Raw genomic sequence first — 21,402 nt, forward strand, 5'->3', positions numbered from 1 at the left:
GTATGAGTGAACAGAATTCTCCAAATTTTAAAGAGCCGACAAATTTAATGGATGAATTACTTGCCAATCCATTTGATGAGAAAAAAGAGGGGCAGGAAAACCCAATTGTTCTCACCCAAGAAGAAGAAAAAAAGCCTATTCGATTACTAGATGTACTGCCTGAAGAAAATAAGGAAAAAGCCTTACAGTTGGCAAAACAAATTGATCCAACCAACCACCAAGCCATGATTTCATATGGTACGCCAGCGCAAAACAAATTGCTTTCGTTTTCTAACACAATGCTAGAGCATGTTCAAAAGAATGATGTGGGTGAAGTTGGCCAAATTATTTCAGACCTTATGAAGCGTCTAGATGACATGAAGCCTGAGGAATTGAATCCTGAAAAGCGTTCAGTGATTGCACGGATGTTTGGAAAAATTTCAAATTCCGTTCAAGAGGTTTTATCAAAATACCAAAAAACAGGTGCACAAATCGACCGAATCAGTGTGAAGCTTGACCGAAGCAAAAATGTCCTTTTATCTGATATTGCGATTTTAGAGAAGCTTTACGACAACAATAAGGATTATTTTGATGCCTTAAACGTCTATATTGCCGCTGGTGAATTGAAGCTTGAAGAGATGCATAAGCAAGTCATCCCAGAATTAAAGAAACAAGCGGAATTAACAAATGACCAAATGAAAGTTCAAGAAGTAAACGATATGGTTCAATTTGCGGACCGCCTTGAAAAACGTGTTCATGACTTAAAATTAAGCCGTGAAATCACAATTCAAAGTGCGCCACAAATCCGTTTGATCCAAAACACGAACCAGGCTCTTGTTGAAAAAATCCAATCATCAATCATGACGGCAATTCCATTATGGAAAAACCAAGTGGCAATTGCGTTAACTTTAATTAGACAGCGCCATGCGGTAGAAGCGCAAAAACAAGTGGCGAAAACAACAAATGAGCTTTTATTGAAGAATGCTGAAATGCTAAAAAGCAATACGCTTGAAACAGCGAGGGAAAATGAGCGTGGTTTAGTAGATGTAGAAACACTGAAGAGAACAAAGGAAAACCTCATTTCTACATTAGAGGAAACATTGAGAATCCAAGAAGAAGGGCGTAACAAGCGTCGCCAAGCCGAGCTTGAACTTGCTTCAATGGAAACAGAATTACGTCAAAAACTACTAGACATCAAAACAGACTAAATAAAAGGATAGGTACCAAAACACGGTACCTATCCTTTCTTTTTTTATAGTCCAAACAGTTGTGGTAAGAATAATGAAATTTGAGGAACAAAGGCAACGAGTAGTAACACCAAAATAACAACCCCGAAATAAGGTAATAATGTTGGGACCACTTCTTCAATTTTAACCTTTGCGACACTACAACCAACAAATAATGCACTTCCTACAGGTGGTGTCATGTTTCCGATACAAAGTCCGAAACAGATGATCATTCCAAAATGAATCGGGTCCATTCCAAAGCTCTGCGCCACTGGTAAAAAGATTGGTGTGAAAATTAGTACAGCTGGTGTAATATCCATAAACGTACCAACGAGTAATAAGATAAAAATGATAATGAGAATAATCCCAACTTGATTATCTGTAATTGATAGTAAAGAACTACTGATTGCTTCAGGTAATCTCATATAGGACATTACAAGTGAAAATAATGCTGAAGCTGTAATTAAGAAAAGAATCATACCCGTAATTTCAATCGTTTCGATAAAAATAGCTGGCAAATCCTTAAGCTTAAAGTTTTTATAAATGATTGAAAGAATAACCGAATAAATAACGGCAACAGCTGCACCCTCAGTGGCTGTAAAAACACCGGCAACAATTCCTCCGATTACAATAACAATCAATAATAAACTTGGAATCGCACTCAAGATAATATAAAATACATCTCTCGCACTTGGTAATTGTGAAACAGGGTAGTTTTCTTTTTTCGCCATAAAATAAGCCACAACCATCACGGCAAGACCCCATAGAATTCCTGGAATGTATCCAGCCATAAAAAGTGCCGCAACTGAAGTACCACCACTAACCAGTGAGTACACAATCAATACTGAACTTGGCGGAATGATTAATCCAGTTGGAGCGGAAGCAATATTAACAGCTGCCGAATAAGTCAATTTGTAGCCTTGATTCGTTTGCATCGGTGTCATAATACGTCCCATCGCAGCAGCAGAGGCAACGCTTGAACCAGATATTGAGCCAAATAACATATTTCCAACCGCATTCGTGTGCGCTAATGAACCTGGCAGCTTTCCAACCAGTACCTTCGCAAAATTGACAAGTCGAAAGGCAATTCCACCATTATTCATTATAATCCCTGAAAGCACGAATAAAGGAATCGCTAACATTGTAAAGTTATCAATACCCGTTACCATACGTTGAGCTGATGTTAAAATGGCAACATCGAAAGGCAATACAAATAAAAATGTAACAACTGAACTTAAAATAATGGCGATCGCAATTGGTGCACCAAATAATAGTAAAAAGAAAAAGGTAGCAAAAAGAATAAGACCAGCAATCGCTTCCATTATAAGATCACCTCTCTTTTTCTTTCTTTATAGGACATCAAACTGTGAATTTGATAGAGGACGATGCATATACCGGAAACAAGGATGGCGGCATAAACAACTCCCATAGATAAACCCGTTGCCGCTGCAGCTTGTGCGGAAGTTAGAATCACGATTCTAATACCGCCGTAAACCATTAAAATGGCAGCCGTTAAAAGAATAATAATATCGGTTACAAATTCAATTTGAAGCTGTACCTTTGGACTAAATTTTTCTCTTATAAAAAGAATTCCTATATGCTTTTTCGCACCGAACACATAGGCAGCTGACATGAGTCCGAACCAAATTAACATATATCGTGTTAATTCCTCAGTTCCGGGAGAGGAAATATTAAAAACATATCGAGATAATACTTGCCAGGACGATAGTACAACCATGGAGACAAGCAGTAAACTTGAGAAGACGATTAATACTTTGTCCAGAATTTGTTTTACCTTATTCATTAGCTGATGTCCCCTTCATTAATTTGTAAATATCTTTTGTTTTTTCATCCTTTGCGTAAGCCTCATGAAGTGGCTTTACAGCATTGATGAAGGAGCTTTTATCTACGTCGATAAAATGAACACCCATTTTTGTTTTGGCGATTTCAGTCTGTTCTTTAATTGTTTTTGCCCAAACATCTTCGTGATAGAGGGTAGCTTCCTTTGCTGCTTCCTGAATAATTCTTTTTTCATCATCGGTAAATTCGTTGTATCTTTTTGAATTGATGATGAGCATATCGGGTACGATTTGGTGACCGGTATACATATAATATTTGGCAACTTCTCCATGATTGTTACCGACTAGAGCGGTTTCATTATTCTCAGCAGCATCGATCACTCCTGATTGAAGGGCTGTATAAACCTCGCCATACGCCATTGGAGTAGGAAGACCACCGAAAGCCTCAATCATATTTACGCTCGTTTGACTTGGTTGAACCCTTGTTTTTAAACCAGACACATCAGCAACCGTATTTACTTCACGATCCTTTGTATATAAATTACGAGAACCGGCATTGAAGTAGGTTAAGGCAATGAAGCCGATATCCTCGGTTTTGTAATAAAGTTGATCGGTGATACTTTTATCATTCATTTTCTTTTCAAATTCGTCGTAACTCTCAAATACATATGGCAAGCTGAAAATTGAGTAATCGGATTCAAAACCTTCTAAAGCACTTGCACTTACCTTTGCAACGTCAACAGCACCTGATTGTGTTAATTCAAGTACTTCACGTTCACTTCCCAACTGACCATTTGGATAGATTTCCACCTGGATTTTATGATTTGATTTTTCTTCAACTAATCGGCCAAATTCCACGAGGGATAAATGGACTGGATGGTCTAACGTTTGGTTGTGGGCAAGCTTCAATTCTTTAACCCCAGCCTCTTGATTGTTACACCCTACAATGAAAAATGTGAGTAATCCAACAAGTAATATTAGGGCAATCTTTCTCATGCTGCTTCCTCCTAGAATTAAAATTAAACGGTTCCATTTTACTATTTTGTGTTGGATAGTAGAACTTATCCTAAAAACTGGAACAATTGATTTGTTTAGAAAACAAACAAATTCAACATTTAAAAAGAGTACCATAAGTACTCTTTTCAATCAATCATTTTTGTGTTAACCCTTTTATTTCCATGTCGTGCACTGTGAATACCTTTTTACTAAATTGGCTCATTACCAGTCCGAGTGCTGTACCAACGAGAGCCGGAACGATCCACTCTAATCCAGCAGATGCAAGTGGAAGCATATTTTTCATATCCTGAACAGGTCCAAGGTCTAGACCAAATGCATTTAATCCACTAATTAAGGCAAATACACCTGTGAAAATAAAAGCTGAACCATATACCGTTTTGACATTTTTAAAATAACGACTAAAGAACGTTAATACCACTAACATGATTAATAGTGGGTACGTCATTACTAAGAAAGGAACAGAGACTTTTAAAATCTGTGCTAATCCAAGGTTTGAAAGCGTAAATCCAACTAACGTTACAATAGTTACTACTGTTTTATAGCTTAACTTTGGAAGTAAGTTTGAAAAATACTGACCACAAGCAGTCGTTAATCCAACAACAGTTGTGAAACAAGCTAATGTGAAAATCAAGCCAAGAAGTAGAGTTCCGCTTGGACCAAATAAAAGGGTGGCAGCGGAAGATAAGATTCCTGTACCATCTGCAAATGTGCCATGACCTGCCATCTTAGCGCCAACTAATCCAATTCCAACGTAAATGGCAGAAAGGAGGATACCTGCAATCAATCCAGCTTTGAACGTATAGCGCGTTAACTGTGAGCGATTTTCGATGCCCTTTTTTTGAATCGAGTTTAAGATGACAATTCCGAATGCTAACGAAGCAAGAGCATCCATTGTGTTGTAGCCTTCTAGGAAACCTTTGAAAAACGCACCTGTTTGATAGTCTTCTGTTGGGTTAAGGAACGGTGTATCAAGCTTAAATAATCCAACGACGATTAAAATGACAATGGCAACGACCAAGGTTGGAGCAATAAAGCGCCCCATATATTGTTCCATTTTGCTAGGGTTTAAACTGATAACATAAACAATACCGAAAAAGACAACTGAGAAAAGCAAAAGAATGAGTGCAGTATTGGTTGACTCAGGTAAAAATGGGGTAATTCCCATTTCGAACGCAACATTCGCGTTTCTTGGGATTGCCAGAAATGGCCCGATACATAGATACACAGCCACCATAAAAGCTGTGCTAAATACAGGGTGAACCCGATCGCCCATTGCCTGAGCGCCACCTTTTACAAGAGAAACTGCAAAGATAACAAGAACAGGTAAACCAACTCCTGTTACGATAAAACCAAGCATACCAGTCCAAAAGTTAGTACCAGCCCCAGCACCTAAAAACGGTGGAAAAATTAAATTACCAGCACCAAAAAACATTGAAAATAACATAAAACCGATAAATAAAGTGTCCAATTTCTTCATGGGAATTACTCTCCTTCAATACTATTTTTGGGACAGAGGGACAGGTCCATTGTCCCGACGAAAAAACAAAAAACCCCGCCCCTATAATAGGGACGAGGTTTAACTCGCGATACCACCCTGATTCCGCAGCCAAAAAGGCGCGACGCTCACTAACGTACTAACATACGTGTTCCTTCGTAACGGCGGACTCTCCGTCAAAGCTTACTTGTTTCAGCTTTGCATCTCTGAGATGATTTTCGGATGGCTCTGAACATCGACTTTCACCAACTGTCGACTCTCTGGGGAACAGAATTCCTATCGTACTCTTTCTCGTCATCGATTTTTAATATATTGGTATAATAACAGGGAAGTGAGAGAAGGTCAATAAGTTTTTTGATAGTTTTTATAATTAGGAGTTTTGAATAGGGATGGAGGAGGGACCTTGACACCATGTCCCTATCCTAATTCACCTTCAATTCCTCTATTACAAACTAGAACATTTTAAATGAGCTGTTTAATAAATTTTTTTTCAAGTTTAAGCAATTTTATGTTGTTTAACGTAACAGTGTTATGTTACATTAGCCTTATAAGAAAGGAGCCGTTTAGAGATGAGTGAAGAGTTATTATCGAAAAAGGAATTACTTGAAGTAACAGGCATTTCTTATGGGCAGCTTTACAGATGGAAGCGAAAAGACTTGATTCCGGAGGAGTGGTTTATACGAAAATCAACTTTTACCGGGCAGGAGACGTTTTTTCCAAAAGAAAGGATCTTAGAGCGAGTTGACCGGATTCAAAAGATGAAGGAAAATCTATCCCTTGATGAAATGGCGGAAATGTTCTCACCAAGTGTAGGTGAAGTAAACCTCAGTAAAATGGAACTGGTGAAACGTGGTCTCGCCTCTGAAACAACCATCAACCTCTATCTAGACCAGTTCAAAGACAGTCCGGAAAAGTTTCAGTTTGAAGGAATCCTAACGGTTTATTTGGTCGAAAAATTACTTCAATCAGGAGATATCAGCCTTGAAGAAGCAAAAATGGTAATCCAAGTTGCAAACGATTATTTTTCTAAGGAAAAACAAAGCTACGGTGAACTGGTGATTGTCCGCAAGCTAGGAATTACAACCTGTTTTATCGTGCAAAGTACAACAGATTTTGTGATGGACAAAGGAACTAAACTAATTGTCAAAATAGCTTTTACAAATGAAATGGAAGAATTGAGAACGAAATTAATCTAAATGGGAGGCGGCTGCAATGGTGAATTTTGAGAATCAAGGAGACTTACTTATTAACGGAATGGGATCTTCCGGTGGTGGTAGTTTTAATAAAGTTTTAATTAACGGAAAAGGGAATGTGCAAGGGGACGTTGAATGCAATGACTTCACGATAAATGGGACTGGTACCGTTAAAGGGAATGTTAAAGGTAATGAAGGAAAAATAAGCGGTAGTGGAAATATTGAAGGGTCTATCGAATTTGAGCAATTTACGATTGAAGGTACTGGTGGAATTCAAGGGGATGCCAAAATTACTAACATGAAAATATCAGGTAACTCAAAAATCGGGGGCACCTTGAAAGCGGAAGAAATAAAAATACGAGGTAAAGCCACGATTGCAGAAGATTGTGAGGCTGAGGAGTTCAAAGGCACAGGCGGTTTTGTAATCGGAGGATTATTAAACGCGGACGTAATCGATATCTCCATTGCCGGTGAATGTCGTGCGAAAGAAATCGGTGGTCGAACCATTACAGTCAAAAAAGGAATTTTTAGTTTCCTTAATAATCTATTTAAAGCTGTTTATCCCGTTTCACTGACAACGGAAATAATCGAGGCAGATGAAATTGAAATTGAATATACCAATGCTAAAATGGTTCGAGGAGATAACGTCGTCATTGGCCCGCACTGCCATATTGACGTTGTTGAATACAAAGGTACATTTTCGCAAGACCCATCTGCAAAAGTACTAGAAGCTAAACAAATTTAATAGAACAATGTTTTGTTGATGTCCTTCATTCTTGGTGGAGGGCATTTTTGTTATACGGGACACGTGGTTTTCCCGGACACCTTGGATTACCCTAAATACCAGGTATTGGGAAGGTGGTGGTACTCCAGCAGCCCTGGAGGTACCCCGCCTACCAGATATTAGGAAGATGGTGGTACTCCAGTTGCTCTGGAAGTACCCTGAATTCCAGTTATTAGGAGGTTTGTGGTACTCTAGCTACTCTGGAGGTCCCTCACCTACCAGATATTAGGAAGATGGTGGTACTCCAGCAGCCCTGGAGGTCCCTCACCTACCAGATATTAGGAAGATGGTGGTACTCCAGCAGCCCTGGAGGTCCCTCAGCTACCAGATATTAGGAAGATGGTGGTACTCCAGCAGCCCTGGAGGTGCCATGTCTACCAGATATTAGGAAGGTGGTGGTACTCCAGCAGCCCTGGAGGTACCCTGCCTACCAGATATTAGGAAGGTGGTGGTACTCCAGCAGCCCTGGAGGCACCCCGCTTACCAGATATTAGGAAGGTGATGGTACTCAAGCAGCCCTGGAGGTCCCTCACCTACCAGTAATTAGATAGTTGATGCCACTCAAGGCCAAACACACTTGAAGCCATCCACTCCCGCACAAAAACAAACCGCCAACCTCCAATAAGCCAAAAACTCCCCTCAATCCAATTAAATTTTGCACTTCAGCCAAAAGATAGTTAGAATATACAATAGTCTAAACATACAAGTACGTATAAGGAAGGTATATCAAAATGTCAAAATGGTCTCAATTAGAAGAAATGAAACCTTTTATACAGCAAGTCTGGCAGGAGTCAGGCTTTGAATCACCAACAGCTATACAGGAGAAAGCGATTCCTGCCATACTCGAAGGGAAGGATGTAATTTGCGAATCCCCGACAGGATCAGGAAAAACCCTGTCGTATTTACTTCCTGCTATTCAAAAGCTCGACGAAACAAAAAGTGGCACCCAGATAGTGATCCTGGCTCCATCCCGTGAGCTCGTCATGCAAATTCTAGAGGAAGTCCGAAAATGGACGAAAGGCACAAACATCGTAAGCGCGTCCTTCATCGGCGGAGCAAATATTAAAAAGCAGGTCGAAAAGCTGAAAGAACGTCCACAAATCGTTATTGGTACAACAGGCCGAATCATTGAACTAATCAAACTGAAAAAAATGAAAATGCACGAGGTTACGACTGTCATTGTTGATGAGGCAGATCAACTCGTTTCAAATGAACATCTATCCAATGTGCAAAGTATTATTAAATCAACATTAAGGGACCGCCAAATTCTTTTCTTCTCGGCTACAATCTCTGAGCAAACCGAAAAGATTGCGAAGTCCTTGATGAATAACGCGGAGATCATTCGGGTGCAACAAACTCTCAACCAGGCAAACACATCACATATCTATTTCTTATCTGAACAGCGGGATAAAATCGATGTGCTTCGTAAAATCATGTTCACAGAACCAGACAAGGCCATTGCTTTTATAAAAAGTCTCGATAAAGTAGAAGAAATTGAAGCGAAGTTAACCTATAACCATATTGATGTTGCAGTTCTTGCTGGGGAAGCCAAGAAGCAGGAGCGACAGCAATCATTGAAAAATTTTCGTGCTGGAAAAATTCCTTTATTGCTAACGACCGATGTAGCCGCAAGGGGTCTTGATATTCAGGATGTCACCTATGTGATTCATTTTGATTTTCCGAAAACAACAGAACAATATGTTCACCGCTCAGGTCGAACAGGGCGAATGGGAAAAAAGGGGGTAGTCATCTCGATCGTCAATTCACGTGAGGAAAGTTTCCTCAAAAAAATGGGACATGACCTTGGGATCACATTTAGCAAAAAGGATTTTTACAAGGGAGAAATCGTAGACGCTCGAGAAATGAAAACACCAGCTCCTAAGGGTAGAAAACCTAAAAAATAATTGTCAACTTAACTTGAATAGGAGATATATAATATGATTAAAGTCGTATGTAAAATTAAATTAAAGCCAGAAGCAAGTGTTGAGGAATATATAAAACTGGCTCGAGAAGTTGTGGAAGAAACTCGAAAAGAAAGAGGATGTATTACGTATACGCTTAATCAAGATATCAATGATCCATCCATCATTTCCATGCTTGAGGAATGGGAAGATGAAGAAGCATTAAATGAACATAATAAAAGTAAACATGTTCTAGAAATTGTTCCTGAGTTAAAGAAATTACGTGAAAGCACAGAACTTAACCTATATAAGGAACTACTCTAATTTCCTTCAAAAAGTTAGCTTCATCATAAGGCAAAAGGACACTGAAACTGTTCCTTTAGGCCTCTTGATGAAGCTAATTTGCTTTATAAAATATATCCTAATTAATTTCCTAGCCGACTACCTAGTTGTTCTTGTTTTCTTGCAATTCTCTTATATGCAAGATTTGCCGAAGAGAGAACCACAAGACCCAATAGGCTCACACTAAAAAAGAATCCTACTCCAGAAATGGTAGTAACAGCAAAGTACACGGCAACAAATCCAAAAATAATAAATAGACTAGGGATTGGACTATAGATTGTAATAAGAAGCGCATTTTTTAAATGTATTCCTAATGGTTGCTCAAATTCAACAAAGGAAGCGAATGTGTAGCAAATGATTAGAAAATACATACAACTCATAATCATACTAGAGTAAAAAAGAAGAGAGGATCCCTCATTAGAATTAGATTGTAAAAAGTTAATATTCATATACAAAATAAAACCGATAACTACAATGATTAATCCTAATTTATTGCTACCTAAAAACTCTTTTTTATAGTAGTGCCAAAAGGTTTTGAATACGTGTGGGTGATTCTTGATTAGAAACTGTCTTAATGTAGCTAACATCGCAATTGTAGCTGGAAAGAATCCAAAAATAACAAATCCACTTAAAGTGAAAAAAATCCATAATACATTCAAATATGCTAGCCTTGCAACCCACTCACAAAAGGTAAGAATTGAACCGGAAAATGCTCCTAATTGCATAGTGATTCCTCCTTACCAATAATATATCATGCAGCGTAAACGAACGTTTTCTTTTTTATAATAAGGTAAAAAAATTTCCTGAAAAGTAAAAAAAGTGCTGCCGTATTGACTGAATGACACCCAAAAGGGAGTAGCAGTTAGGAAGGTAGAATAAAAACAGTAAAAATTTTGCTAATAATGTAAAAATAATAGATTGTTGAAAGCGGTTTCTAAAACTATACTAAGTCTACATTAGAGATTCTTACATCATCCAACTAAAGAAGAAGAGGTGAAAATCATGAAAAGCGAAATAAAGCTAGAGTCAGACCTAGTACAAACAAAAAACAAAGTTCGAAAACGAGCAAAAAAAGGGAAAAACACTCCTTTTAGTGGTTGGAAGGAAAATCTATCAGGATATGTATTTATCGCACCAATGTTTATTGGTACCTCAATATTAGTCTTATTTCCAATTCTATCTTCGTTTGTTTTAAGCTTTACAGATTGGAATTTTGTAGCTGGGTATGAAAATGCCAATTTTGTAGGATTTGAGAATTTCTCGAAATTAGCGAACGATCCATTATTCATTAAAGGATTAATCCATAATATTATCTTAATTTTAGCTATACCTATTACTTTAATATTATCGTTAGGATTAGCTGTAATCATTAACAAATATGTGTATTTAAAGGATTTGTTTAAAGTTATTTATTTTATGCCGTTTATTTCGAGTGTTGTAGCTGTTGCGGTTGTCTTTCAAGTGCTTTTCCATCCAACAAAAGGGCCTATTAACCAATTTTTGCAGGCAATTGGGATTGAAAATCCACCTGGTTGGATAGCAGACGTTACCTATGCTCTACCATCGGTAATGTTAATTATGATTTGGACAGGAATTGGATTTAATTTAATCATTTACTTGGCAGGCTTGCAGAATATCCCTAAAGAATTATATGAAGCAGCACAAATGGATGGAGCTAATGCTTTATCCCAATTTAAAAAAATTATAATTCCTTTAGTATCTCCGACCACCTTCTTATTATTTGTTACAGGTGTGATTTCAAGCTTTAAAGTGTTCGATTTAATTATCGTTTTAACAAATGGGGGTCCAGCAAATTCAACAATAACACCCGTAGTTTATTTATATCAGCAAGCATTTCTTGAATTAAAAACTGGCTATGCTTCTGCAATTTCGTTAGTTATGTTTATCATTATTTTAATTATTACCTATATCCAATTTATTGGTCAAAAAAAATGGGTGAATTATTAAGAGGAAGGAGCAGTTACGATGGTAGAAAGACTAGATGTGCGGAAATTGATAATGACAATTATCATGATTCTAATGGGAATTGCTTTTCTAATGCCATTTTTGTGGATGATATCTGCTTCTTTAAAAATCGAAGAAGACGTATTAACGTTTCCAATTAAATGGATACCTGAAACGTGGAATGCGATTGAAAACTATAAAGAGGTTTGGACAGGCTCAATGCCGTTTTTACTCCTATACTGGAATTCTATTAAAGTTACTGTACTAACCACATTAATTTCATGTACGGTTTCGTGTTTAGCAGCATATGGTTTTGCCAAAATCAATTTTAAAGGAAGAGATTTACTTTTTTTAATCGTACTGGCGACCTTCATGATTCCACCTCAAACTTTGTTAGTTACACAGTTTCTATTATATAGATGGATAGGTCTTTACGATACTCACACTGGTCTCATTCTATTAAATAGTTTCAGTGTGTTTGGGACCTTTATGCTCCGCCAATTCTATCTAGGAATTAGTAATGAAATTATTGAATCAGCGAGAATGGATGGAGCGGGTCATTTTAGAATTTTTGCATCGATTGCTTTACCTTTAGTACGGCCAGCAATCGCTACTTATGCAATATTACGTTTTATTTGGACCTGGAATGACTTCCAAAATCCATTAATCTTTCTAAGGTCAGAAGAACTATATACGATTCAACTAGGTGTACAAAGCTTTTCAGATCAGCACGGAAGCGTCTACTCGTTGATGATGGCAGCATCTGTGTCCGCGATTTTACCATTACTTATTATCTTTATTATTGGGCAGAAAAACGTTATTGAAGGCATACAGCTCGGTGGGGTGAAAGGGTAAAAAGATATTTACTCTCTCTATGTAGAGCGAGTTGATATACAAACCATAAATAAAGGGAGGTTTTTAACATGAAAAAATGGGGGTTATTGTTACTAGTTGGACTTTTGGCAATGTTCACGATAGTCGCTTGTTCCGGAAAAGATAAGGCTTCATCAAGTAAAGATGGATCAGAATCATCTGATGGTGAAGTTACATTGAAATTTGTCCACTGGGTAAATGAGGATGTTGGAAAATGGGAAGATGTAATTGCAAAATATGAAGCAGAAAATCCAGGGGTTAAAGTCGAATCCATGCCACTCGTAGAAAACATGAATTCTCGAGATTATTTTAAACAATTAGATTTAATGGCTTCTGCGGGAGAAGAAATGGATGTAATTATGTTCTCCAATGTTAATGATTTAGTTAAACGAATTGATGCAGGACTTGTTGAACCAATTACTGAATTTACGAAAGCAGAAGGCATTGATATTAATGAGGTATACAATAATAGTTATCCGGCATATGACGGGGAGTACTATGGGTTACCAATGAAAAATATTACAGGGCTTGTTATGATGAATAAAGCTCATCTTGATGAAGCCGGCTTAGATATTCCAACTGAATGGACATGGGATGATTATAAGGAATATGCTAAAAAGCTAACAACAGACCAACACCATGGATCCTATTTACACACATGGCATGAGCTCTTTTCCTCTTTAAAACTTATAAGTAAAGCGGAAAATAATATGATTGTAAATGAGGATGGTACATCTAATGCAGGTGATTCAATGGTAAGTGGTTCGCTGGAACTACGTAATGAATTAGAAAATGTGGAAAAATCATCTGTCCCATTTACCGAGATTTTGTCCCAAAAACTAGATTATCGTCAACAATTCTTTAGTCAAGCAGCATCAATGGTTCCTATATATAGTTACATGGTGACAGAATGGGGTCAATTTACACCTGAATTTGAAATCGCTTGGGCACCATGGCCTAAAAACAGTGAAAGTGACGAATCTACTGCACCAATGGGTGGGGATTTAGTTTCTATAGCAAAGAGCTCCAAACATAAACAAGAGGCATATGACTTCATGCGTTGGTTGACTACAGAAGGTATTGTTGAACAAGGAATATGGTCACCTTCATGGAAGGATGCAGATGTAGATAAGGTATTAGAAACAATGGTTAATGGAACAGCGAAACCAGATGCAGTTCATATGGATTCATTAAAGCATGCCCTTGTTTCTGTTAAACCTACAAAAACAATTGCACCACCTCCATATATTACGGAAATATATACTGAATATGGTGCAGAGGTTGAACTATATCTTCTTGGTGAGCAGGACCTGGATACAACAATGAAAAATATCGAGAAAAAAGTACAAGCAATAATAGATGCGAATCAATAATTAGAATATTCATGCTATAATAGAGAGAAAAATCTTCTCTCTATTATTTTTTTTGAAGTGGTGGTTAAAAAGTGAAGTTTTTATGGAAAAGGATAAATCAAATGTCCCTAAGATCAAGATTAATCATTTCAGTTATTCTATGTATTCTATTTCCATGGGTTGGTACTTATATCGTTTCAAACTATTTTACAAAGGATGTACTTGAACAACGTGCAGCGAAACAATCCGAAGATAATCTAAGGATGATTGAATTAGGAATTAAGAATATTTTAGATGATATTATGTATACCTCTAACTATATTCAATTTGATGCCAATATGAGTCAGTTACTAAAATCACATGAGTTAATTGAAGCAGATTCACCAACTGTAAAAGAAAAAATTGCTCTTAACTATATTCATATATCGAATGAATTATCTAGTATTACGGATTTACTGATGCCTTTTTATATTACAATCTTATTTGAAAATGACCTTTTTTACACCAATTACTCACTGATAAACTTTGATCCTTTACAATTCAAAGAAAAACCATGGTTTGAAAAATTGGATGACTTAAATTTTTACCAAACTTTTTGGTTAGGGGCACATCCCACCTACATTCAATCTGAAAAAGATTCCTACCCATATCTTATTACCATTGGTAGAAGAATTCAAAAAGCAAATGCCTCGGATATCTATTTAATCATTAGTTTAAAAGAGGACGAGATAAAGAGACTTTTAAGTCAGTATCAAAGTGATAAACGAGCAAAATTTTATTTGACCAATACGGCAGGTGAAGTATATTCTAGTTTACAAACTAATGAAATAGGAGCGAGGTTACCGTATGATGTAACAGAATCTGTTTATCAAATAGTTGACTATGAGGGAGAAAAACATTTACTGGTGTCATATCCAGTTTCCTATTCCAATTGGAGATTGGTTAGTCTAGTACCTTATAAAGACACAATTGGATCAATCAATACGGTGACTAGAACGACTATTTTAATTCAAGGTGGATTCTTAGCCCTATTTTTATTTGGACTCATCATGCTTGTACGTGAATTCACGAAACCAATTATCCGGTTAAATGATGTTACAAAAGCCATCGAACGAGGAGAATTATCAGCAAGGATACAAATAACAGGAAATAATGATGTTGCACAGGTAAGCCATTCATTTAATCATATGTTAGATACAATTGAGGAAATGATTGAGCAAATTAAAATGAAGGAAGAAGCGAAGCGGAACGCGGAATTAGAAATGCTTCAAGCTCAAATTAATCCTCATTTTTTATTTAATGTACTGAATGCCATTCGCTTAAAAATAAAAATGGAAGGCAATAATAGCAGCGCTTCACTTATTTATTCGTTATCAGCACTTCTAAGAATGTCAATTAATCGTAACAATGCTTTTATTCCTTTAGAAGAAGAGTTATCGATTGTAAAGCATTATGTAGAATTAATGAACTTCCGTCATCAACATGAAGTAGAGATACACATTCATATTATGGAGGCGGCCTCTAGTATTAACGTACCGAGATTCTTTTTGCAACCCGTTATAGAAAACGCTATCATACATGGTAATAATAATAGCAACGAAATCATCCAAATTATTTCTAATGAGCAAATGGAGACTACCTTGAAACTAACTATTATAGATAATGGGAAAGGTATGAATGAGCACACATTAAAAAGATTACAAGAGAAAGTCTATCAATCAACCAATATTCAACGTGATAAAAATAATCAATCATTTAATGGAATAGGGTTGCAAAATGTTTATCAACGGATGAAGTTGATTTACGGAAAAGATTTTCATATGAATATCGATAGTATAGAAGGAAAAGGAACAACTGTAACCTTTGAAATTCCATTGCGTAAGGAGTGAGTAGAATGTATGAAGTAGTCTTGGTAGATGATGATGTGATCGTTACCCAGTTTTTGAAGAGATACATCCCTTGGGAAGAGCATGGATTTAAAGTAGTTGCATCCTTTCAAGATAGTCATTCTGCTTTAGAATATCTGCTGGAAAATACGTATGATGTGTTAGTTACGGATATTGGGATGCCAAAATTAAATGGAATTGAATTAATCGAACAACTGAAAAAATCAAAATCTAACTCATATCACATTATCCTTTCATGCCATGATGAATTTCGTTATGCACAACAAGCTTTTAAATTAGAAGTCTTTGATTATATTTTAAAAGAAACAATGGAAGAGACGAATATCATTGCTTTACTAGGAAGATTAAAGGAGAAGTTGGACCAAGAACAATTTACAAGAAATCAGCACTTAAAAGTCACCAAGTTTTTAGAAAGAAATAATATGACATTAAAATCAAAGTTTATAGAAAAGCTTATGAAAGAACAGAATATAACAAAGGATGGTTGGTGGAAAGAGCAAGAGGAACTTTTAAAATTAAACTTTTCAGACAAATATTTCACCCCAATACTATGCTTTATCGATCGATATCAAGAAGCAATTAATCATTATGAAAATGAAACGTCACTTCAATTTAGTATTAACAATTTGTTAGAAGAAATATTTACTGCTAAGGATCAGCAAGATGTTCAGATATTCTTTACACAAGGTAAATTTCTTATTCTTCTTCCTATGAAGTACAACACCCGTGAAAAAACAAAACATCAGATAGAAGCTATTTTAAAAGAATTACATGAAACCATTTACGCCGGCTTCGAGGTGAGCATTACATCTGTAATTGGTGAATTAAATGTAAAAGAACAGTCATTACTAGAAAGTATGAGGATTTTACTTAAAAATAAGGAGCAGCGATTTTATTACAAATATAATAGTATTCAAAATTTTTATCCTATCTCATACACACGCGATTCTATTTTTCAAGATTATGTAGAGATTTCTCAGACAATAAAAGAGTTGATATTAAAGGATAAAAAAGATCAAATACTTGAATGCATCTCCCAACAGTTAAAACAAATAAGAGAAAAAAAATATTCCCCAGATTCGATAAAAGATTGGGCCATTAAATTAATCATTGATATTAAATTATCCTTACATGCATTAAACCATTTTGAACGGCAATCTGTTGTCATCACAATTGCGGACCAAGTCATTCAGTATGTTGAAACGTTCGAGCATTTAGAATATGTACTAGCTGATATATGTGAGAAGTTTCTTGAACAGATAAGATCAACCAATCTAACTACTAGAAATGAAGATATACTAAAAGCACAAAAATTTGTACAGACCCATATAGGAGCAAAGATTTCTTTGAAAGATGTTGCAGCCCATTTACATTTGAATTCTAGTTATTTTAGTAGGATGTACAAGAAAGAAACAGGAGAAGGTTTTGTTGAATATGTGACGAAAACGAAAATGACAAAAGCAATCGAATTACTAGAACATTCAACAAAATCAATTGAACAGATTGCATTTGAGCTAGGTTTCGAAAATAAGAGTTATTTTTCTAAAACATTTAAAAAGTATTTCGGAATGACACCAGGGGATTATAAGTATAAAACAAAAGAAAAGATGAACTAAATCCATACAGCCTTTATTAAAAGCCAAAATCTCTCTATTGAAAATAAAAGCGTTTTCTCGTATGATTAATATTGTTAAATAGTTTGTTTACTATCCTAACTAACTAAGTTAGAATCTTTTTGTATGTTTATTTAAATACTAAATCGTATACGTTAACTCGAAAGGATGAAAGAAATGAAAACATTTATTAACGATGATTTTCTTTTAGAAAATGAAACGGCGAAAGAGTTGTATCATAATGTGGCAAAACATTTGCCGATTATCGACTACCATAACCATTTGAACCAAGTTGAGATTCTGGAGAACAAAAACTTCAGCAACCTATCTGAAATTTGGCTTGGCGGGGATCACTATAAATGGAGATTAATGAGAGCAAATGGCATTAGTGAAGACTTCATTACTGGGAACAAACCAGATTATGAAAAGTATATGGCATGGGCTAAAACTGTTCCAAATACGCTTGGAAATCCGCTTTATCATTGGACTCATTTGGAGCTTTTACGCTACTTTGGTATTGATGATTTATTAGACGAAACAACTGCACCAACTATTTGGGAAGAAGCCAATAAAAAACTTGCTTCACCTGAATTATCAGTACGCTCTATTTTTGAAAAATTCAACGTTGAATTTGTTGGTACGACTGATGACCCAACCGATGACTTAGCAAGCCATATTAAACTTAAGGACGAAGGATATAAAGTACAAGTATCTCCATCATTCCGACCTGATAAAGGGTTAACGATTGAGAAAGATGACTTCATACAATGGGTTGAAAAGCTGGGCCAAGTAACAAACCAAGCAATTGAAAATTATGAAGCTTTCCTACGTGCACTTGCAGAACGTGTTGAATTCTTTGATGCGCAAGGCTGTAAAAGCTCTGACCACGGATTAAGTGTTCTTTTCTATGAAGAAGCAACGAAAGAAGAAGTATCCGCTATTTTTGCTAAGAAATTAAAAGGTGAACAGCTTTCTCAAAAAGAGGTTGATCAATTTAAAACATATACTCTTGTAACCCTAGGTGAACTCTATTCCGAAAAAGGCTGGGTAATGCAGCTTCATATTGGTGCAACTAGAAATAATAACACCCGTATGTTTAAGCTTTTAGGACCTGATGCTGGTTTTGATTCGATCGGGGATATCCAGGTTGCCGATAAATTATCTAGACTTTTAGATGCACTAGATGTACAAAGTAAACTTCCAAAGACTGTTTTATATAGCCTAAACGCAAATGACAACAATGTATTAGCAGCTATGGCTGGAAACTTCCAAGGATCAGAGGTTCCTGGAAAAGTACAGTTTGGTACAGCATGGTGGTTCAACGATACAATTGATGGTATGGAAGATCAAATGAGAACATTAGCTAACATGGGATTAATCAGCAACTTCATCGGAATGTTAACTGATTCCAGAAGCTTTCTTTCATTTACAAGACATGAATATTTCAGAAGGATTTTATGTAACTTATTAGGAACTTGGGTAGAGAAAGGAAAGGCGCCAAAAGATATGGCTCTTTTAGAAAAATATGTACGCGGAATTTGCTATGAAAATGCAAAACGCTATTTCTCTATTTAATTGAACGACACGATCTTGAAAAGATAAGAGCGGATGGCGGTTTTTGAGAATTTTTCAAAGACTGCCATTTTCGTTTGTCTAAAATTACAGTACAATACACAAGGAAGGGAGTGAGAGAGATGATTGAGTTTTTTAGTATACTAAAGGAAATTATTCTACCAATCTTTATTATTATTGCGATTGGATACATCGCACAAAAAAAGTTCCAGATGAATGTACCGACTTTAGCAAAAATTAATATGTACTTTTTGGTACCGGCTTTTATTTTCGTTAAATTATATAGTACGGAATTATCGTTCCAATTATTTGGCTTTGTTTTACTACTTTTCATTATAATTGTTGTGGTATTATATGTGATTTCCAATTTTGTGGGAAGGCTGATTGGTCTTAATAAAGGAGAAAAGGTTACATTTACGAATAGTACCATCTTTTTTAACTCAGGGAATTATGGTGTCCCAGTGAATGACCTTGTTTTTAAGGGAGACCCATTTGCGATGTCAATACAGGTTATTGTGTTAACATTACAAAACATCCTAACCTTTTCATTTGGCGTTTTTTCACTCCAAGCTGCTAAAATTGGGAAACTAAAAGCGATGCAAGGATACTTAAAAATGCCCGTGCTATATGCCATGTTAACTGGTATTCTATTAAACTACTATAATATCACAATACCTTCCTTTATATGGGTTCCAGCGAACTATATTGCTGATGCGTTGGTTGGTATTGCCTTATTTACATTAGGTGCTCAAGTTGCTGAAATTGATTTTAAAGCGGGATTATCAAAGGTATATTGGAGTCTTTCGTTTCGTCTTTTAGGTGGCCCAGCAATTGCTTTAGGCTTGATTTTTCTAATGGATATCGATGGAGTTTTGGCTCAAGCCCTTTTGATTGCTTCGAGTATGCCTACATCTGTTAATAGTGCGATAATTGCGGAGGAGTATAATAATTATCCGGGTTTTGCAGCACAAATTGTTCTATTTTCAACCATATTTAGTTCAATAACCGTTTCAATTATGATTTATTTGGCAAGGATTTTATTCTAAATAAGGCATTAAAAAGACCCTGTCAAAATGATTCAGACAGGGCTTTCTTCTTTAAGTACTTGTGCTTCGGGTAGGGATATTCGAATGTTATCAACGTCCAAAAAATGTTGAATTCCTAATGCACAAGCACCGAGCACACAAGAATGATTACCAAGGTCAGAGAGAACGATTTCTCCATATTCGCTGACAGAAGAAATGAGGTTTCCCCTTAATTTCTCAACAGCCCCGGGATAAATTTTTAATAACCGGCTATTAATGACAATCGTTTCAGGATTGTATAAATTAATAATATTGTTAAGTCCAATTGAGACATATTGCAGATATCTGTCAATAAAACTTTTCACAATGATATGGTCCGTTTTTAATAAATTCTCGATGTCAGGAATCGTTAAGTTTGTTTGCTGAAGCTCAGTTTCTAATTTTTTTAATAAAGATGGCTCAGAGGCATACAGTTCCCAGCAGCCATGGTTTCCGCATCTGCACGGGTCTCCATTTGGAAAGATAATCATATGTCCCATTTCTCCAGCATAACCATGAAACCCTTTTTGCAGGTCTCCATCAATAATCATACCCGATCCAATCCCTGAGGTTAAAATAATCGTAAGAAGATTATTGCTGTGGTGGTGTTTATACACTTTTTCAGCATACGCAGATAAATTGGCATTGTTTTCAACAAATATAGGAAGACTTAATTCTTTTTGCAATTCTTCTTTTATATTTTTTTGGACCCACTTATATCTCGGGTTAAAACGTATGCTACCATCTTGTTTATTAACTGTCCCATGGATTCCAATGACTGCGTTTACGACACCATAGGGACGGTCTGAAAAATTAAGCTGATATTCTTTTATTTTTCCAATAATCGTTTTCATAATAGATTGATAATCTTCAGTCTCTATTTTTTCATTACATTCGTAAACTGATTTTCCTTTTAAATTGGAAATCGTGTAATTAATAGATTTATAATCTAAATCAACCCCTAGCACATAACCCGCATCCTCATTAATTGAGATCATAATAGGTCTTCTGCCGATTGAATGATGCTCTACCTGTGTTTCGTAAATTAATTCTTCGTGTAACAAATCAGCGACCTGAACAGAAACGGTTGCTTTGTTTAACCCTGTAATTTTTGAAAGATCTGCCCTTGATATAAAACCATGTTCAATTATTTTTCGTAATATTAAACTTCTATTTATCTTTTTAATATATGAACTATCTCCTGTGACCATATCATTTGCCCCTTTTAAGTGAATTGCGGTTTAAAATAAATATCGCAATGAAGATTATGTTAGATTAAGATGTAAAGGCTTACATTAGTTAATTGGTTGAGTAGATAAT

Annotated in this window: 18 protein-coding genes and 1 other annotated feature; of the genes, 12 read left to right on the forward strand and 6 right to left on the reverse strand. The window is 36.0% G+C overall.

The window, feature by feature from the left end; genetic code table 11:
- Positions 1–2: 2 nt before the first annotated feature.
- On the forward strand, positions 3–1,187 hold the full coding sequence (locus tag E1I69_RS09575) for a toxic anion resistance protein (RefSeq protein WP_136379389.1): 1,185 nt from the start codon (positions 3–5) through the stop codon (positions 1,185–1,187).
- A 44-nt stretch (positions 1,188–1,231) separates the two neighbouring features.
- On the opposite strand, the gene E1I69_RS09580 is transcribed toward E1I69_RS09575, so the two are convergent.
- The 4 genes from E1I69_RS09580 to brnQ all read right to left on the reverse strand — a co-directional run bounded on the left by E1I69_RS09580 (position 1,232) and on the right by brnQ (position 5,498).
- Positions 1,232–2,527: a TRAP transporter large permease gene (locus tag E1I69_RS09580; RefSeq protein WP_136379390.1), complete on the reverse strand. Its 1,296-nt coding sequence runs from the start codon at positions 2,525–2,527 to the stop codon at positions 1,232–1,234.
- Positions 2,527–3,009, reverse strand: coding sequence for a TRAP transporter small permease (locus E1I69_RS09585; RefSeq protein WP_136379391.1), 483 nt, complete (start codon positions 3,007–3,009; stop codon positions 2,527–2,529). The genes E1I69_RS09580 and E1I69_RS09585 overlap by 1 nt, the downstream gene beginning before the upstream one ends.
- Positions 3,002–4,000 (reverse strand): TRAP transporter substrate-binding protein, encoded by a 999-nt coding sequence (locus E1I69_RS09590; RefSeq protein WP_136379392.1) that lies wholly within the window; start codon positions 3,998–4,000, stop codon positions 3,002–3,004. The genes E1I69_RS09585 and E1I69_RS09590 overlap by 8 nt, the downstream gene beginning before the upstream one ends.
- 154 nt (positions 4,001–4,154) lie before the next feature.
- Positions 4,155–5,498, reverse strand: a complete 1,344-nt coding sequence (gene brnQ / locus E1I69_RS09595) for a branched-chain amino acid transport system II carrier protein (protein WP_136379393.1) — start codon at positions 5,496–5,498, stop codon at positions 4,155–4,157.
- A gap of 85 nt (positions 5,499–5,583) precedes the next feature.
- Positions 5,584–5,823 (reverse strand) — a binding site (T-box leader).
- A 262-nt stretch (positions 5,824–6,085) separates the two neighbouring features.
- Here brnQ and E1I69_RS09600 point away from each other — a divergent pair.
- The 4 genes from E1I69_RS09600 (at position 6,086) to E1I69_RS09615 (ending at position 9,718) form a co-directional block, all read left to right on the forward strand.
- On the forward strand, positions 6,086–6,712 hold the full coding sequence (locus E1I69_RS09600; protein WP_136379394.1) for a YhbD family protein: 627 nt from the start codon (positions 6,086–6,088) through the stop codon (positions 6,710–6,712).
- 16 nt (positions 6,713–6,728) lie between these two features.
- Positions 6,729–7,454, forward strand: coding sequence for a polymer-forming cytoskeletal protein (locus E1I69_RS09605; RefSeq protein WP_136379395.1), 726 nt, complete (start codon positions 6,729–6,731; stop codon positions 7,452–7,454).
- Between the two features lie 770 nt (positions 7,455–8,224).
- On the forward strand, positions 8,225–9,397 hold the full coding sequence (locus E1I69_RS09610) for a DEAD/DEAH box helicase (RefSeq protein ID WP_136379396.1): 1,173 nt from the start codon (positions 8,225–8,227) through the stop codon (positions 9,395–9,397).
- A 33-nt stretch (positions 9,398–9,430) separates the two neighbouring features.
- The gene (locus tag E1I69_RS09615) at positions 9,431–9,718 is read left to right on the forward strand and encodes a putative quinol monooxygenase (RefSeq protein ID WP_136379397.1); all 288 of its coding nucleotides are present in this window, start codon (positions 9,431–9,433) and stop codon (positions 9,716–9,718) included.
- Between the two features lie 101 nt (positions 9,719–9,819).
- Here E1I69_RS09615 and E1I69_RS09620 read toward each other — a convergent pair whose 3' ends face one another.
- A complete protein-coding gene (locus tag E1I69_RS09620) occupies positions 9,820–10,461 on the reverse strand; it encodes a YesL family protein (protein ID WP_136379398.1) in 642 nt (213 codons plus the stop codon).
- 277 nt (positions 10,462–10,738) lie between these two features.
- On the opposite strand from E1I69_RS09620, the gene E1I69_RS09625 reads away from it, so the two are divergent.
- From E1I69_RS09625 to E1I69_RS09655, 7 genes are all read left to right on the forward strand, one after another.
- A complete protein-coding gene (locus tag E1I69_RS09625) occupies positions 10,739–11,704 on the forward strand; it encodes a carbohydrate ABC transporter permease (RefSeq protein ID WP_136379399.1) in 966 nt (321 codons plus the stop codon).
- Positions 11,705–11,722: 18 nt separating this feature from the next.
- Positions 11,723–12,556 carry a carbohydrate ABC transporter permease gene (locus E1I69_RS09630; protein ID WP_136379400.1) on the forward strand — a complete coding sequence of 278 codons (834 nt, stop codon included), beginning with the start codon at positions 11,723–11,725 and terminating at the stop codon, positions 12,554–12,556.
- 68 nt (positions 12,557–12,624) lie between these two features.
- Positions 12,625–13,947, forward strand: coding sequence for an ABC transporter substrate-binding protein (locus tag E1I69_RS09635; RefSeq protein ID WP_136379401.1), 1,323 nt, complete (start codon positions 12,625–12,627; stop codon positions 13,945–13,947).
- A 101-nt stretch (positions 13,948–14,048) separates the two neighbouring features.
- On the forward strand, positions 14,049–15,815 hold the full coding sequence (locus E1I69_RS09640; protein WP_161974872.1) for a sensor histidine kinase: 1,767 nt from the start codon (positions 14,049–14,051) through the stop codon (positions 15,813–15,815).
- Positions 15,816–15,820: 5 nt separating this feature from the next.
- Complete coding sequence (locus E1I69_RS09645) at positions 15,821–17,449, forward strand: response regulator transcription factor (RefSeq protein WP_136379403.1); 1,629 nt, start codon at positions 15,821–15,823, stop codon at positions 17,447–17,449.
- Between the two features lie 174 nt (positions 17,450–17,623).
- Positions 17,624–19,021 (forward strand): glucuronate isomerase, encoded by a 1,398-nt coding sequence (gene uxaC, locus E1I69_RS09650; protein ID WP_136379404.1) that lies wholly within the window; start codon positions 17,624–17,626, stop codon positions 19,019–19,021.
- A gap of 119 nt (positions 19,022–19,140) precedes the next feature.
- Positions 19,141–20,064: an AEC family transporter gene (locus tag E1I69_RS09655; protein ID WP_136379405.1), complete on the forward strand. Its 924-nt coding sequence runs from the start codon at positions 19,141–19,143 to the stop codon at positions 20,062–20,064.
- A 32-nt stretch (positions 20,065–20,096) separates the two neighbouring features.
- Here E1I69_RS09655 and E1I69_RS09660 read toward each other — a convergent pair whose 3' ends face one another.
- Positions 20,097–21,293 carry an ROK family transcriptional regulator gene (locus tag E1I69_RS09660; protein WP_136379406.1) on the reverse strand — a complete coding sequence of 399 codons (1,197 nt, stop codon included), beginning with the start codon at positions 21,291–21,293 and terminating at the stop codon, positions 20,097–20,099.
- Positions 21,294–21,402: the final 109 nt, after the last annotated feature.

This window comes from Bacillus timonensis, from assembly GCF_004799755.1.
Lineage (GTDB): Bacteria > Bacillota > Bacilli > Bacillales > Bacillaceae_L > Ferdinandcohnia > Ferdinandcohnia timonensis_A.

Bases quoted from the DNA above. Each gene is read 5' to 3' on its own strand.
- E1I69_RS09575 (WP_136379389.1), top strand. From the start codon at position 3: ATGAGTGAACAGAATTCTCCAAATTTTAAAGAGCCGACAAATTTAATG.
- E1I69_RS09580 (WP_136379390.1), bottom strand. From the start codon at position 2,527: ATGGAAGCGATTGCTGGTCTTATTCTTTTTGCTACCTTTTTCTTTTTA.
- E1I69_RS09585 (WP_136379391.1), bottom strand. From the start codon at position 3,009: ATGAATAAGGTAAAACAAATTCTGGACAAAGTATTAATCGTCTTCTCA.
- E1I69_RS09590 (WP_136379392.1), bottom strand. From the start codon at position 4,000: ATGAGAAAGATTGCCCTAATATTACTTGTTGGATTACTCACATTTTTC.
- brnQ (WP_136379393.1), bottom strand. From the start codon at position 5,498: ATGAAGAAATTGGACACTTTATTTATCGGTTTTATGTTATTTTCAATG.
- E1I69_RS09600 (WP_136379394.1), top strand. From the start codon at position 6,086: ATGAGTGAAGAGTTATTATCGAAAAAGGAATTACTTGAAGTAACAGGC.
- E1I69_RS09605 (WP_136379395.1), top strand. From the start codon at position 6,729: ATGGTGAATTTTGAGAATCAAGGAGACTTACTTATTAACGGAATGGGA.
- E1I69_RS09610 (WP_136379396.1), top strand. From the start codon at position 8,225: ATGTCAAAATGGTCTCAATTAGAAGAAATGAAACCTTTTATACAGCAA.
- E1I69_RS09615 (WP_136379397.1), top strand. From the start codon at position 9,431: ATGATTAAAGTCGTATGTAAAATTAAATTAAAGCCAGAAGCAAGTGTT.
- E1I69_RS09620 (WP_136379398.1), bottom strand. From the start codon at position 10,461: ATGCAATTAGGAGCATTTTCCGGTTCAATTCTTACCTTTTGTGAGTGG.
- E1I69_RS09625 (WP_136379399.1), top strand. From the start codon at position 10,739: ATGAAAAGCGAAATAAAGCTAGAGTCAGACCTAGTACAAACAAAAAAC.
- E1I69_RS09630 (WP_136379400.1), top strand. From the start codon at position 11,723: ATGGTAGAAAGACTAGATGTGCGGAAATTGATAATGACAATTATCATG.
- E1I69_RS09635 (WP_136379401.1), top strand. From the start codon at position 12,625: ATGAAAAAATGGGGGTTATTGTTACTAGTTGGACTTTTGGCAATGTTC.
- E1I69_RS09640 (WP_161974872.1), top strand. From the start codon at position 14,049: ATGTCCCTAAGATCAAGATTAATCATTTCAGTTATTCTATGTATTCTA.
- E1I69_RS09645 (WP_136379403.1), top strand. From the start codon at position 15,821: ATGTATGAAGTAGTCTTGGTAGATGATGATGTGATCGTTACCCAGTTT.
- uxaC (WP_136379404.1), top strand. From the start codon at position 17,624: ATGAAAACATTTATTAACGATGATTTTCTTTTAGAAAATGAAACGGCG.
- E1I69_RS09655 (WP_136379405.1), top strand. From the start codon at position 19,141: ATGATTGAGTTTTTTAGTATACTAAAGGAAATTATTCTACCAATCTTT.
- E1I69_RS09660 (WP_136379406.1), bottom strand. From the start codon at position 21,293: ATGGTCACAGGAGATAGTTCATATATTAAAAAGATAAATAGAAGTTTA.